10 protein-coding genes are annotated in these 14,251 nt (G+C 72.1%); all 10 read right to left on the reverse strand.

The window, feature by feature from the left end:
• Nucleotides 1–3: 3 nt before the first annotated feature.
• The 10 genes from J421_RS14740 to rplI all read right to left on the reverse strand — a co-directional run bounded on the left by J421_RS14740 (nucleotide 4) and on the right by rplI (nucleotide 14,248).
• Nucleotides 4–672: a LolA family protein gene (locus J421_RS14740; protein WP_025411948.1), complete on the reverse strand. Its 669-nt coding sequence runs from the start codon at nucleotides 670–672 to the stop codon at nucleotides 4–6.
• A gap of 27 nt (nucleotides 673–699) precedes the next feature.
• A complete protein-coding gene (gene aroF, locus J421_RS14745) occupies nucleotides 700–1,752 on the reverse strand; it encodes a 3-deoxy-7-phosphoheptulonate synthase (protein WP_025411949.1) in 1,053 nt (350 codons plus the stop codon).
• Nucleotides 1,753–1,771: 19 nt separating this feature from the next.
• Nucleotides 1,772–2,527, reverse strand: coding sequence for an MBL fold metallo-hydrolase (locus tag J421_RS14750; protein WP_025411950.1), 756 nt, complete (start codon nucleotides 2,525–2,527; stop codon nucleotides 1,772–1,774).
• 5 nt (nucleotides 2,528–2,532) lie between these two features.
• A complete protein-coding gene (locus J421_RS14755; protein WP_148306334.1) occupies nucleotides 2,533–3,600 on the reverse strand; it encodes a hypothetical protein in 1,068 nt (355 codons plus the stop codon).
• A 2-nt stretch (nucleotides 3,601–3,602) separates the two neighbouring features.
• A complete protein-coding gene (gene smc, locus J421_RS14760) occupies nucleotides 3,603–7,136 on the reverse strand; it encodes a chromosome segregation protein SMC (RefSeq protein WP_158508801.1) in 3,534 nt (1,177 codons plus the stop codon).
• A 5-nt stretch (nucleotides 7,137–7,141) separates the two neighbouring features.
• Entirely contained in the window at nucleotides 7,142–8,482 is a 1,341-nt protein-coding gene (locus tag J421_RS14765; RefSeq protein ID WP_025411953.1) for an SPOR domain-containing protein, read from the reverse strand.
• The gene (locus J421_RS14770) at nucleotides 8,479–9,996 is read right to left on the reverse strand and encodes an SPOR domain-containing protein (protein ID WP_025411954.1); all 1,518 of its coding nucleotides are present in this window, start codon (nucleotides 9,994–9,996) and stop codon (nucleotides 8,479–8,481) included. The genes J421_RS14765 and J421_RS14770 overlap by 4 nt, the downstream gene beginning before the upstream one ends.
• A 24-nt stretch (nucleotides 9,997–10,020) precedes the next feature.
• Nucleotides 10,021–13,221 carry a DPP IV N-terminal domain-containing protein gene (locus J421_RS14775; RefSeq protein ID WP_104022644.1) on the reverse strand — a complete coding sequence of 1,067 codons (3,201 nt, stop codon included), beginning with the start codon at nucleotides 13,219–13,221 and terminating at the stop codon, nucleotides 10,021–10,023.
• 7 nt (nucleotides 13,222–13,228) lie between these two features.
• Nucleotides 13,229–13,615 carry a ribosome silencing factor gene (gene rsfS / locus J421_RS14780; RefSeq protein WP_025411956.1) on the reverse strand — a complete coding sequence of 129 codons (387 nt, stop codon included), beginning with the start codon at nucleotides 13,613–13,615 and terminating at the stop codon, nucleotides 13,229–13,231.
• A gap of 189 nt (nucleotides 13,616–13,804) precedes the next feature.
• Nucleotides 13,805–14,248 carry a 50S ribosomal protein L9 gene (gene rplI / locus J421_RS14785; RefSeq protein ID WP_025411957.1) on the reverse strand — a complete coding sequence of 148 codons (444 nt, stop codon included), beginning with the start codon at nucleotides 14,246–14,248 and terminating at the stop codon, nucleotides 13,805–13,807.
• Nucleotides 14,249–14,251 lie beyond the last annotated feature (3 nt).

Raw genomic sequence — 14,251 nt, forward strand, 5'->3', positions numbered from 1 at the left:
ACTCTACCGAGCGCCTCTGAACGCGTCCTGATCGACGACCCGCGCGCCCGCCGGGACATCGAACGTGAACGTGGACTTCGCGAGCTTCGCGTTCGGCGTCCACGACGTGATGTGCCACGTGCGCTCGAGCCCCGTGTCCTGTGTGAGCACGACCTGACGCAGCGCGCCGCTCGCGTCGTCGACCCACACCTGGGCCTTCGTGATCCCCTGGCCCTCGCGCTTCGGCGTCAGGATCACCGCGTGCGTCGCGCGGCCGTCGATGGTCGCGGCGCCGCCGTCGGCGACGTCGTAGTTCGTCCGCGGCGACGTGAGCAGATCGTCGATCACGTCGAGCCCCACGCCGGACTTGCTCGTCGCGGGGAGCTTCAGCACCTGGCCCGGCGCGGCGCTCGGCAGATACACCCACAGGTACTTGCCGTCGGACACGACGCGGTCGCCGACGCCGGTGAAGCGGAGCGAGAGCTTGCCGGGCTGCGCGAGCGCGAGCTCGCCGGTGCTCTTCGACTGGTTGCCGGTGAGCGGGTTGTTCAGCGTCTGCTCGAACGTGGCGCGCACCGTGCCCGCCTGCTTGAACGCGCGCGCCGCGCGGTCGATCGTCGCCGCGGGCGTCTGTGCGCCGACGGTCGCGGCGGTGAGCAGGCCGAGGACGGCCGGGATATGGATCAGTCGCATCGGAAAGGCCACTGGTGATGCACTGTCCTACCCGGCGCGGCCGGCCACCGTTCCGGCTGGGTGCGCCATCTCGCGCCCGATCGCGGTGGCGATCGTGCTCAGCTCGTGCATGAGCCGCGCGAACTGCTCCGTGTGCAGTGTCTGCGCGCCGTCGCTGAGCGCGCGGTCGGGGTTCGGGTGCACCTCGAGGATCAGCCCGTCGGCACCGGCCGCGATCGACGCGCGCGCCATCGACGGCACGTGCTCGCGCAGTCCCACGCCGTGGCTCGGGTCGGCGATGATCGGCAGGTGCGACAGCTTGTGCACCAGCGGGATCGCCGAGAGGTCGAAGATGTTGCGCGTCGCGGGATCGAAGCCCCGCACGCCGCGCTCGCACAGGATCACGCGCGTGTTGCCTTCCGCGAGCACGTACTCGGCGGCGAGCAGCAGCTCCTGGATCGTGGCCGCCATGCCGCGCTTCAGCAGCACCGGCTTGTCCATGCGGCCGACGGCCTTCAGCAGCGAGAAGTTCTGCATGTTGCGCGCACCGATCTGGATGCAGTCGGCGTACTCGGCGACGAGGTTCGCGCCCTCCTCGTCCATCGCTTCGGTGACGATGGCGAGGCCCGTCTCGTCGCGCGCCTTCGCGAGCAGCTCGAGCCCGCGCTTGCCCATCCCCTGGAACGAGTACGGCGAGCTGCGCGGCTTGAACGCGCCGCCGCGCAGCGCCACCGCGCCCGCATCGCGCACCGCGTGCGCCGACGCGATGATCTGCGCCTCGCTCTCGACGGAGCAGGGCCCCGCGATCACCGCCACGTTGCGTCCACCGAACGCGACCCCGGGCGCGATCTCGACGACGGTGTTCTCGGCCCGCCACTCGCGCGAGACCTGCTTGAACGGCTGCGATACGCGGATGACCTCGGCGACACCGGGCATGCCCGCGACGGGGCTGCCGTCCACCGGTCGATCGTTCCCGATGAGTCCCACCGCCGTGCGCTGCGCGCCGGGCATGGCCACCGGCTGGAATCCCATCGCGCGGATCGCGTCGCACACCGCCTCGATCTGCTCGGGCGTGGCGCCGCTCTGCATCACCACCAGCATGACGTCTCCTCGTAGTCGCTCAGATGTCCGTGCTCCAGCCGTCGTGCGCGAGCTCCACCGAGCCATCCCACTGTCGCGCGACGAGCGATCGAATGTCCACGCGCTCGACGGGTGGATAGAAGTGCGTGAGCACCAGCCGCCGAGGCTGCGCCGTCGCGGCGAGCCGCGCCACGCGCTCCGGCGTGAGGTGCGTGGGTACCGCCATCTCCTCGGGCAGCGAGCACTCCGCGAGCAGCAGGTCGCATCCGTGCGACCACGCGCCGAGCGCGTCGTCCGCCGCGGTGTCGCCCGTGTAGACGAGGCGGCGCCCCGCGTGCTCGACGGAATATGCCACGCTCTCGTCGGTGTGCGGTACCTTCTGCGACCGGAGCGTGACGTCGCCGAGCGCGATGGTGCCGCCGGCCGCGAGCTCCTCCACGACCACCGGGTAGCCCGGCGCGAGCAGCTTGTCCCACAGCGCCGCGGCGATTCGCTCGAGCAGCGCGCGCGTGCCCGGCGGCCCGATCACCGTGATCGGCGCCGAGCGGGCAGGGAGCTGTCCCCACCGCCATGCGACGAACAGCGTCGCGACGTCGCTCACGTGGTCGGCGTCGAAGTGCGTGAGCGCGAGATGCGTGATCCCCGACCAGTCGGCACCGACGCCCGCCATGCGGTGCACGACACCGCTGCCGCAGTCGAGCAGCAGCTTCGTGCCGCCCGCCTCCACGAGATGGCCGGCGTTCACCCGGCGCGCGTCGGGCGCCGCGGCGCCGGTGCCGATGGTCGTTAGGCGCATGCGCGTCAGGGCGGGCCGCGGAACAGCACCTTGCGGATGCGCGTCACCCCGTCGCCCCTGAAGCGCACGAGGTAGACGCCCTCCGGCGCGTACACGCCGCGGTCGTCGGTGCCGTCCCACTCGAAGTGCGGGTCGCACCCCTCGTTCGTCTCGGTGCGGCCGCGCCCGTAGCGGCCCGGGGGCAGCGTGCCGTTCACGTCCGCGTTAGGCACCAGCCGTCGCACGTGCAGGCCGCGCAGGTCGAACACGTCGAGCTCCACGGTCGACGCGTTCTTCAGGTCGAACCAGATGCACGTGCCCGGGCGGGTGATGCCCGGGAACGGACTCGGGAACGGCGGCGACATGTCCGTCGTCGCGACCGTCTGCATCGGGTCCTCGATGAAGAACGTGCGTGCCGCGGCGATCGTGGACTGGCCCGAGCGGGCCAGCGTGGCCTGCACGCTCCACGTGTACACCGCGTTCAGCTCGAGATCGACCTTCGGCACGAAGCTCGTGTCCGAGCCCACGTTCGTGAAGGAGCTGATCTGACCGAGGTTCGTGATGGTGATCGTGTAGTTCCACGGCCCCGGCGGCTCGTTCACCTGCGGGCTGTGCCAGACGAAGCGCGGCGTGCGCGTGCGCACCGGCTGACCGACGACGGTCGGCGGCGTGATGAGCGTCAGCCAGAACGGTGTGAGCTTCGGGCCGGTGATCGGCGACGCGAAGTTGAGGCCCGTCGTCGGGTCGGTGACGATCGCACGCGCGAAGATGCGCACGTTCTCCGGCAGCGCGCGCGTAGGGGAGACCGTGACGGCGCCGCCCCGCGCGAGCACCGTCGTGTCGAGCACGAACGGCCCGGTGAAGCGGAACGAGGTGTCGAGCTGGAACCGCGTCGGCACCAGGTCGCCGGCGCCGAAGCCGGTCGCGCTGACGACGAACGTCGGCGTCACGGAGCGCAGCGTGTCCTCGGGCGGCGGGGTGACGGTCACCACGGTGGTGCCCTGCGCGGCGAGCCACGCGGGACCCACCGCGAGCGTGAGCGCGCACACCATCCCCACGCCGCGCCGGACCGCGCGGCCCGTCGTCGAGCGCACGATCACGCCGACGCGGCCACGGCCTCGCTGCTCTCCTCCGCGTCCGCCCGTGGAGCGCCGTCGCCCTTGCCGTCGGCGTCCACCTGCTGCCCGCGCAGCCGCACGCTCACCAGCGACGACACCCCGGGCTCCTGCATGGTGACGCCGTAGACTGCGTCCGCAGCCTCCGTCGTCGTGCGCGGGTTGTGCGTGATGATGATGAACTGCGTCTTCGACTTGAACTGGTTCAGCATGCGCACGAAGCGGCCGATGTTCTGGTCGTCGAGCGGCGCGTCCACCTCGTCGAGCAGGCAGAACGGGCTCGGCTTCGTGAGGAAGATGCCGAACAGCAGCGACAGCGCCACCAGTGCGCGCTCTCCACTGGACAGGAGATGAATGCGCTGCGTGCGCTTGCCCCTGGGGCTCGCGTGGATCTCGATGTCGCAGTCGAGTGGACGCTGCGGATCCTCGAGCCGGATGTCGCACTCGCCGCCGCCGAACAGCGTCATGAAGATCTGACGGAAGTTCTCGCGCACCTGTGCGAACGTGGCGAGGAACAGCTCGCGCGCCGTCGTGTCGATCTCGCGGATCGCCTGCTGCAGCGCGGCCTTCGCCTGGGACAGGTCGTCGCGCTGCGCGGAGAGGAAGTCGAACCGCCGTACCTCCTCCTCGTGCTCCTCGATGGCGAGCGGGTTCACGACGCCGAGCTGCTCGAGCTGACGGCGCAGCTCCTCGGCCTCCTCGCGCAGCCCGGTGGCCTCGTCCTCGAGCGGCTCGAACGACGACAGCAGCTCGTCGAGCGGCCGCCGCCACTCGGCCTCCAGTCGCTCGCGCAGCGCCTCGCGCCGACCAGCGAGCTGCGTGTGCCGCAGCGCCGCGGTGTGCAGCTCCTCGGCGAGCGCCGCGTTCGCGCGACGCACGTCGTCGAGTGCGTGCTCGGCGGCGGTGAGCGCCTCGTCGGCGCTCGCGACCTCCTGCTCGGCGTCGGCGAGCCGCTGCTCGATGTCGCCCAACGCGGCCTCGCGCGACTCGAGGTCCATCCGCCACGCGCCCATCTGATCGGCGAGCTGGCTGTCGGCCTCGGAGAGCGTGCTCAGCTCGCGGTGCAGCGCCTCGAGCCGCTGCGCCGCGGTCGTCAGCTCCTGCGCGAGCCGGCGCTCGCGGTCCTGCGCGACCTGCATGCGCGCCTGGGCCTGCGCCTGCTCCACCTGCCACACCGTGCGCTCCTCGCGCGCGGTCTCCAGCGCGTGCTCGCTCTCGGCGAGCTGCGCGCGCGCGTCGGCGGCCTCGCGCTCGCGCGTGTCCGCCTGCTCCACGGCGATGCGTGCGCGCTCGTCGAGCGCGGCGAGCCGCTCGGCGAGCTCCTCGTCGCGGCGCACGAGGCGCGCGTCGAGCTGCTGCGCATCGGCGAGCTCACGCTCGGCGCGCGCGCGGCGCCGCTCGAGCTCCGCGCGCAGGTCGTCGGCACGCCGCGCTTCCTGCTGCGCGACCGTCGTCGCTTCCGCCGCGACCACCTGCGCGCGATCGGCCTCGGACACCGCGGTACGCGCGGCTTCGAGCTGTTGCACTGCCTCGTTGCGCCGTGCGTCGGTCCGTTCCAGCTCCGCGCGCAGCTCGGTGATCTCCGCGCGCCGGCGCAGCGGACCGGGCCCGCCGGTCTGACCCGGCAGCAGCATCGCGCCGCGCGCGTCCACGAACGCCGTGCCGTCGCCGAGCGTGCGCACACCGCCTAACAGCGCGCGCACCCACGTCCCCGCTGCCTCGGCCGCGCCGACCTGCTCGGCGAGGCCGCCCTCCGGCGCCGGCGGGATGGCATCGGCCGGCAGCAGCAGCAGCGGGCCCAGGTTCGCCGCCGAGTGCCAGTCGCGCACCGCGTCGGCGACATCGGTGTCGCGCACCACCACGGCGTGCACCGTCGCGCCGAGGTAGCGCTCCACGAGCGCCGCCGTCGTGGCGTCGGCGGTGATGAAGTCGGAGAGCGGACCGAGGATCGCCGCCTCGCCGAAGCGCGAGCGCTCCTTCAGCAGCCGCGCCGCCGCGGGCGCGAGTCCGACGCGGTCGCGCTCCAGCGCCTCCAGCCCGTTCACCTTGCCCTGCAGCGATGCGCGCGACTCGTCCACCTTCGCGACGTCCGCGCGCGCCGCGGCCTCGCGCTCGCGCGCCTGCCGCACGAGCTGCCGCGCCTCGTCGAGCGCCGCCTGCGCCTCCTCGGCCTGCGCGCGCGCCGCGTCGGCCGCCTGCGCGGCCTCGCCCAGCTCGCGGCTCGCGAGCGCGTGACGATCCTGCAGCTGCGCGAGATCCGCTTCCAGCGCCTCGCGCCGCTGACGCACCTCGGTCTGCTCGCGGCTCGTCGCCTCGCGGTCGATCTCGAGTCGGCGCGCCTGCTCACGCAGCTCGCGCGCCGAGCGCTCCGCCTGCTCGAGCTGCTGCCGCGCGCTCGCGACCACGCGGCGCGTCTCCTCCTCGAGCGCGGTGCGCTGCGCGAGCTCCTCGATCGCGACGCGCAGCGCCTCCTCGGTCTGCCGCCGCTCGTCGATCGCGCGCTCGCGCTCGGCCTGCATCCGCTCGCCTAACGCCTCGCCCTCGCGGCGCTCCTCCTCCGCGCGCGACCGGCGCGACGACGCGTTGCGATGGCGCTCCTCGGCGACGGCGATCTCGCCGCGCAGCGTGAGCACGTCCTCCCGCTGCGCGGCGGCGATGCGCGCCAGCTCGCCGCGGCTCGCTTCCGCCGAGCCGCGGCGCTGGTGCGCCTGCTCGCGCTCGCGCTCCGCCTCGCCGAGTCGTGCCTCCGCCTGCGGATTCGCCTGCTGCAGCTCGGCGAGCCGCGCGTCGAGCCGCGCGAGCTCGTCGCGCCACTCCTCCATCTCGCGGCCCGCGAGCGTGAGCTCGACGTTGAACCGCCGCGCCGTCAGCTCGGCGTGCCGCTCCGCCCGCCGTCGCTGCCGGGCGAGCGCGCGCACCTGCTGGCCCACCTCGTTGATGAGATCGTCGAGGCGCGACAGGTCGACCGTCGTCTCCTCGAGCCGTCGCTCGGCGGAGCGACGCCGGTCGCGGTACAGGCCGACGCCCGCCGCCTCCTCGAACAGCTCGCGCCGGTCGTCGGGGCGGTCCGAGAGCAGCGCGTCGATCATCTTGCTCTCGATGACGACGCCCGAGTCGGCGCCGAGCCCCGTGCCGCGCACGAGATCCTGGATGTCGCGCAGGCGACAGGGCGCGCGATTCAGGAAGTACTCGCTGTCGCCCGAGCGCGACAGCCGCCGCGTGATGACGACCTCTTTGAACGGCACGGGCAGCGTGCCGTCCGCGTTGTCGAAGTGAAGCGACACCTCGGCGACGTTCACCGGCTTGCGCGCCGAGGAGCCCTGGAAGATGACCTCGGTCATCGAGCCCCCGCGCAGCATGCGCGCGCGCTGCTCGCCGAGCACCCACCGGATGGAGTCGCTGACGTTCGACTTGCCGCAGCCGTTAGGCCCCACGATCGCCGTGGCCCCGCGGTCGAACACGAGGTTCGTGTGGTCGGCGAACGACTTGAAGCCGTGGAGCTCGAGCTTGGTCAACCGCACTACAGACTTCTCCCGGTTCGGTAGACGAGCGTCGGGACGACGCCCGCGGCTTGAAGTGCGCGGGCGAGCCACGCGGCCTGCTCCGGCCGCTCGAAGGCGCCGGCGTACAGCGCCACGGTGCCGTCGCCGCGCGACAGCGGATAGACGGGAACGTTCTTGCGCGCGAGCGCCTGCACGCGCGCCGGCGCGTCCTGCGCGGGGACGTGGTCGGCCACGAGCAGGGCGTACGGCGCGCGCACCGACATCCCGGATCCCTCGCCCAGCACACCGCGCTGGCGCAGCGCGCCTAACAGCGAGTCGGCGCCGGCCTTCGTCGCGAACGCGCCGACGAACAGTCGGTACCACGGCGCGCCGTCGTCCAGCACCGGCGTGAGCGCGGTCGCGGACAGCGTCGCCATCGTGCGCGGGTCGAGCAACGCGCCTTCGGGCGTGTTGGACGCCGCCACCATCACGGAGTACGTCACCGCGCTCGACGAGTCCGCGGGGTTCGCGACGACGAGCGCCGGCAGCGGACCGTTAGGCGCCGGCGCGGCCGAGTCCGCGCGCGTCGTGTCGCGCCGAGCGGCTGCCGAGCGCGCGGAGTCGGCGCGCACCGGCACGTCGCCGTGCACCGACGTGGAGCGCGACCACAGCCAAACGCTCAATGCGCCCGCGAGCACGACGGCGAGCAGCGCGTACACCGCCCAACGGCGCCACGCCGGATCGCCGGCCGGCGCGGTGGGCGCGGGCTCGGGCCGCGCGGCCGACGCCGTCGGCTCCGTCGTCGACGTGCGCACCGGACGGCGGCGCGTCGGCGCGATCACTGCGAGCGGCGGCGGCGCGTCGGCGAGGGCGCCCGATGCGTCGCCCACCACCACGCTGCCGTCGACCATCGTCGCGAGCGTGTCGAGCCCCGGCGTGTCGGCGTGCGCGACGAGGAGGAGCAGGGCACCGACCTCGCGGAAGCCGCTCGCGAGCCGCCGCCACCGATCGCTCGTGAACACCTCCTCGACCGCGACAGCCTCGCTGCCGCTCGGGAGCACGAACAGGTTGCCGGTCGCGTCGGCCGGATGCGCGATCTTGTTGAGCGACACGCCGTACAGGAAGCTGTCGGAGATCCCGTGCGGGTCGCTCTCCGGGTCGACGAGCGCCTGCAGCGGCGCCAACTCGCCGACGAGATCCGCGATCGCGACGCGACGCCGATCGGCCTGCGCGCGCGCCATGCCGAGCGCCACCCACGCCGCCGCGTCCGCATCGCGTCCGACGACGACCGCCGACGCGACCGCATCGAGCACGGGCGCCGCGCGGCGTCCCTCCTCGAGCCACGCGTCGCCGGCGGCGACCGGAGGACTCGCGCTCACGGGGCGCCCTCGTACAGCCAGTAGTCGTGTCCCGTCGCTCGGCCGATGCGCTCCGCCTGCGCGCGCGTCGCGAACGGACCGACGACGACGCGATACACGAGTCGACCGCGCCGCGTCGACGGGATGATGCGCGCGGCGATGTCGCGCGGCAGCTTGAGCCGGCGCAGCGTCGCCTTGGCTTCGCTTTCCGTGCGTGCCGCCGCGAACTGCACGGTGAAGCCCTTCGCCGTCGTCTCCGCCGCCTCGGCCTGCGGCACGATCGGCCGCGGCGCGTGCGTCGTGTCCGGTGCGTGTGCGGTGGTGTCCGGGTGCGGCGCCGTGCTGTCGGTCGCCGCCGCGGTGTCGGTCGGCGCGCTGTCGACGGGCGCCTCCGACTGGAACTCCACCGGCTTGTCGAGCCCCGCGGCGCGCGGACGGAAGCCGTTCCACACGACGAGGTGCCAGAGATCCGCGCCGCCGCCGTCGATCTTGCGCAGCTGCTTCAGCGACTGCCCGTCGACGAGCACCGCGTCGTCGCCGACCACGGTGAGGATCGCGCCGTCGGGGAGCACGAGCGGCAGGTCGGTGCGCCACGCGGTGCGCACCGTGCCCACGACCTTGTCGGTGCCGACCGCCACCACCCAGCTCGAGTCGCCGCGTGCCGCGCGCGCGAGCACGTAGCGGCCGAGCGGGTCCATGCGCAGCTCGGACGGTGTGCCCGGCAGCTCCACCGTGCCGGCGACGCTGTTGCTGTACCGATCGAGCACCTTCAGCGCGGGCTGGTCCTGCAGCGCGACGTAGAAGCGGTCGCCGCTCGGCGTCGCCGCGATCGCGCGCACCGGCGCGTCGAATCGCACGACCTGCAGCGGCTGCAGCGTTCGACTCTGCACGCCGCCGAGATCGCGTCCCGCCTGGAAGAACACGCGCTCCGGCGTGCGCGCGCTGATCGCCTGGTCCGCGTGCTCGACGACGACGGAGTCGGTGATGCGCGTGCCCGGGGGACGCAGACGCCACACGATGCCCGCGCTCCCGCGCCGCGCGGCGACGAGGATGCCCCCGTCGCGCTGCGGCTCGATCGCCTGCACCGGCGCGGGCAGCTTCACCGCCCACGACTCGCCGCTCGGTGTGAGCCGCGTCACATCGTTGGGCGGCGCGACGCCGAAGATGTCGACGCCGTTCAGCGACGCGAGCGACGCGAGCGGTGTCTTGTTCGCCTGGCGCACGGTGCCGAGCCGGAGGTCGACACGGACCGGGATCCCGCGCGCGTCGACGGCCGCGAGCAGCCCGCTCTCGCCGTCGAACGCGAGCACGTGGTCGAGCGCCGGCGCCGCCTCACTCGAGCGCCACACCGCGGAGTCGAGCTTCGGGTACACGTACGCCGAGACCCGGCCGCCGGCGCGCGGCACGCGCAGCAGGACGGCGTCGGGACCGCGACGGGCGGCGGACGAGGCGGCGCCGGTGTCGGTGGTGGCGGAGCGGCGGTCGGACCCGCACGCGGCGAGCACGAGCGCCGTGAGGAGAACGGTCGAACGCACGCTACAAGCTAATCAGTCGGCGCCTCAGAACGACGGCCCGAACGACCACGTGCCGAACGCCTTCCGGTTCGCCGCGTCGAGCGGCTTCGCGTAGTCCCACCGCAGGACGACGAACCCGAACAGGTTGATGCGCATCCCGAAGCCGTAGCTCCGCAGCGGGAAGCGCATCGTGTTCTGGTCGTAGTTCGCCGGGCGCCGGGCGGTCACCTTCATGCCGCCGTCCCACGCGAGCCCGGCATCGTAGAAGAACGCGCCCTCCACCGGCGGCAGCGCGATCGGCAGCAGGCCGAGGTCCAGCCGACGCACGAGCGGGAAGCGCAGCTCCGCGTTCGCGAACGCGACGCGGCTGCCGAACAGCTGCAGCGCGCCGCACGCGTCGCCCGCGTTCGCCGGCGCGTTCTCGCCGCTGCAGAAGTACGTGTCGTACGCCTGTCGGTCGTAGCCGCGCACGAAGTCGGCCCGTCCGATGTACTTCCGGAAGCGCGTCTCGTCGCGCCCCGCCGTGATGCTCGTCGTGAAGCGCGTCGCGACCGTGAGGAAGTTGAACAGGATCGGGTCGTAGCGGCGCGCGTCCACGAGGTAGTCGAGCCACCGCCAGCTGCCCACCGACGGCTCGAACTGCACGCGGTACCGGTGTCCCATGAGCGGGCTGGTCCAGCCGTACAGCGCGTTGTCGCTCACGTACGCCACCGACGGCGAGAGCATCCACGCCGACCCGATCTTCTGCGGCTTGCCGAGCTTCTGGCCGGTGATGAAGCCGCCCTGCAGCGTCGACGTCACCGTGATCTGCGACTGCGACACGCTCGATGCGCGCATGCCGAACTCGATGCGGCGGAACCGGTCGAGCGGGTAGAGGCCCGTCGCGAACACGTCGCGCTGCACGTAGCGGAGGTACCGGTCCTCGACCGCGTTCTGTCCCTGGTCGTCGGTGATCGGCACGCGCTCGCCGAGCAGATAGTACGGCATCTGCGAGACGCCCGTCTGATACTGCATGCGGCGGCTCAGGTTCGCGTAGCTCGCGAACACCATCGCGTCGCTGATGCGGCCGTTGATCGCGCCGGAGAACGCGAGCTGCTGGTTGCCTAACAGGTCGCTCAGCACGATCGTCGTGCCGCCGAACACGCCCTGGCCGAAGTTGTTCGCGCCGTAGCCCACCTGCGGCTGCGACACGTACTCCGGCTGGAACCCCCCCGCGTACTTGTAGTCCTTGAACCGCGTCGTGTCGGGGAGCGCGAGCGCGGCGCTGTCGAGCATCGCCGTCACGGTGAGCGGCGTCCCCGACCCCGCGGCGCCGAGCGTCGCCGACGGCCGCAGCTCGGCGCTCGGCGCGCGATAGATCGACCGGCTGCCGTCGCTCGTGTCGGGCGCGACGGCGGTGGCCGGCGTCGTGTCGCGCGTCGCGACGACGGCGGGCGTCGTCGCGTGGTCGCGGAACGGCGCGCGCTTCAGCAGCCGCGGGTTCTTGATCGACCAGACGTTGTTCGTCCCCTTCTCGTAGTACGTGAACGCCAGCACGTCGGTCGCGTGCGCCCACGTGATCGCCGGGCTGTACTCGGTGAGCGCGTTCACCGCGCCGACGACGTTCGTGAGCTGGTAGTGCTCGCCGGCGTCGAGGTCGTACAGGAACAGGTTCGCGACGCCCGTGCGGTCGGAGACGTACGCGATGGAACGGCCGTCGGGCGCCCACTGAGGGTTGATGTTGAGCCCCGCCTGCCGCGGCAGCTCCGTGATGCGGCCGCTCGCGACGTCGTACAGCGCGATCGTCCACTTCGCGAGCCGCAGCACGTCGAAGTTCGTCTCGCGGTCGCTCGCGAACGCGATCGTCTTGCCGTCGGGCGACCACGACGGCTGCAGATCGCCGTTGCGGTCGTGCGTCAGCGCGCGCAGCCCGGTGCCGTCCTCGTTCACGACGTAGAGGTCCGTGATGCCGCCCTCGTTGCCGCTGAACACGAGCTGCTTGCCGTCGGGCGACCACGAGGGGCTCGTGACGCCCTCGAGCGGCAGGTCGAAGCGCCGGATCGTCTCGCGCGTCGCGACGTCGAGCAGGTAGAGGACGTCCTTCCCCTCGGTCTGGCCGACGTAGGCGAGCAGCTTGCCGTCGGGGGAGAAGCTCGCCTGCGAGTAGAGCTGCCGCAGCTCCTCGGTCTGCGCGTTCGTCGTGCTGCGCACCAGCCGCTTGAGCCGCTTGCCGGTCTGTGCGTCGGCGAGGTACAGGTCGGGGAACACCTCGCCGCGCAGCAGGCTGCCGTAGGAGATGAACGCGATGTACTTGCCGTCGGGCGACAGCGCGGGCGCGATGTACAGGTCAGCCACGCCGCCGGTGCGACGCTGCGTCAGCAGCGGCTGCGCGAACTTGCGCGGCCGCTCCATCGACACGACGGTCGGGAGGAAGCGGTCCTGCACCGACTCGTGCCACTCGTCGCTGAGATCCTCGAGCGACATGCCGAGCTCTCGCCGGAACGCGCGCTCGACGCCGAGGCTCGGCACGGCGTTCATGATCTCGCCGATGATCTCGTCGCCCCACCGCCGGCCGACGTACTGCCAGAGCGCGAAGCCGAACCGGTACGGGAAGTACTTGTCCGGCTCATCGGTCATCTGCTTGATCGACGGCAGGTTGCCGTTGATCGCGGCGTCACGCAGCCACGCATCGGTCTGCGGATGGTCGTAGCCGAGCGACAGGAACTCCGCCATCCCTTCCATGAACCACGACGGCGGGTTCACCTGCGCGTACTGCTGGATGTTCGCGCCCGCCTTGCCACGCGCGAAGATGTCGTACTGGAACTGGTGCACCATCTCGTGCATCAGCACGTGCTCGAACGAGCGGTAGTCGCCCGTGAGCGGCTGCGCCATGCGCTGCCGCAGGATGTCCGTGATGCCGCCCGTGCCCTCGCCGAGATCGCCGAAGACGTTGCTCTGCGCGAAGTCGCCGCGCGACTGGAAGACGATGATCGGCTTCTTCTCGCGGAACTGGTGCTGCATGAGCCGCGACAACCGCGCGTAGGAACGCTCGGCCATCCGCGCCGCGTCGTGCGCGGCCTGCCGCTCGACGGGATAGTAGTGGACGAGGAAGTGCTCGGTCTCGATGACTCGCCAGTCGAGCCGGTCGTACTGCACCAGGTTCTGCCCGAAGTACAGCTGGGCCCCGGCGCGCGACGGCGCGAGCGCGGCGGCGGAGGCCGCGGCGGCGCCCAACACCGTTAGGCGGCGGACGAGTCGACCGAACATCAGGTCCTCACTGCGCCCCGGCGGGCGCGTCCTGCGGCTGCACCTTCACGACCTCCGCGTCGCTCCACAGCCGCTCGAGCTGGTAGAAGTGGCGCAGCGTCGGGTGGAAGACGTGGACCACGAAGTCCACGTAGTCGAGCAGCGCCCAGCGCCCCTGCGTCACGCCCTCCTCGTGGTGCACCGGCACGCCGAGCTTGTCCAGATCCTCCATGACGTTCTGCGCGATCGCGCGGACGTGCGTGTCCGACGTGCCGCTCGCGATCACGAAGAAGTCGGCCATGTCCGTGACCCCCTTGAGATTCAGGATCACGACGTCGTTCGCCTTCAGGTCGAGCGCCGCCTGCGCGGCGCGCTGCGCGGCCTCGGCGGAGGAGAGCTGGGAGGTCTTCGCCATGTAGGAGGGCACGAGAGGGAACGCGGAACCACGAGCCTACCCGGGCTCGGCCGCTTGGTTCCTGAACGTTAACGGCCGGAAACCGCAGCAAGTGAGCCAGGGCACGAGGGCAGGAGGGCCCGCGCGAAACGCGCGAGGGCAGGAGAACTCGGAAGCTCTCCTGCCCTCGTGCCCTCATGCCCTCGTGCCCTATTGCTTGATGACCCAGACCTTGATCTCGGGCTTCACGTCCGCGTGCAGCTTGATCGGCACGCGATAGACGCCGAGCGCCTTGATGGGCTCGTGCAGGTCGATCTGGCGGCGCTCGACCTTGTGGCCCTGCGCCTCGAGCTGCTGCGCGATGTCCGCCGCGGTCACGGAGCCGAACAGCTTGCCCTCCTCGCCGACGCGCGCCGCGAACGTGATCGAGACCTCCTCGAGCACCTTCGCGAACTCGCTCGCCGTCTGGCGGCGCTCCGACTCGGCGGCCTCGAGCCGCGCCTTCTCCTGCGCGATCCGCTTCTTGTTCCCCTCCGTCGCCTCGAAGGCGACGCCGCGCGGCAGCAGGAAGTTGCGCGCGTAGCCGTTGGAGACGGTCACCACGTCGCCCGGATTGCCGAGCTTCTCGACCGCCTGCCGCAGAATGACTTCCACCGA

Source organism: Gemmatirosa kalamazoonensis, assembly GCF_000522985.1.
Lineage (GTDB): Bacteria > Gemmatimonadota > Gemmatimonadetes > Gemmatimonadales > Gemmatimonadaceae > Gemmatirosa > Gemmatirosa kalamazoonensis.

What these genes read in the sequence shown, in the direction of transcription:
- J421_RS14740 (WP_025411948.1), bottom strand. Translation starts at nt 672, where the DNA reads ATGCGACTGATCCATATCCCGGCCGTCCTCGGCCTGCTCACCGCCGCG.
- aroF (WP_025411949.1), bottom strand. Translation starts at nt 1,752, where the DNA reads ATGCTGGTGGTGATGCAGAGCGGCGCCACGCCCGAGCAGATCGAGGCG.
- J421_RS14750 (WP_025411950.1), bottom strand. Translation starts at nt 2,527, where the DNA reads ATGCGCCTAACGACCATCGGCACCGGCGCCGCGGCGCCCGACGCGCGC.
- J421_RS14775 (WP_104022644.1), bottom strand. Translation starts at nt 13,221, where the DNA reads ATGTTCGGTCGACTCGTCCGCCGCCTAACGGTGTTGGGCGCCGCCGCG.
- rsfS (WP_025411956.1), bottom strand. Translation starts at nt 13,615, where the DNA reads ATGGCGAAGACCTCCCAGCTCTCCTCCGCCGAGGCCGCGCAGCGCGCC.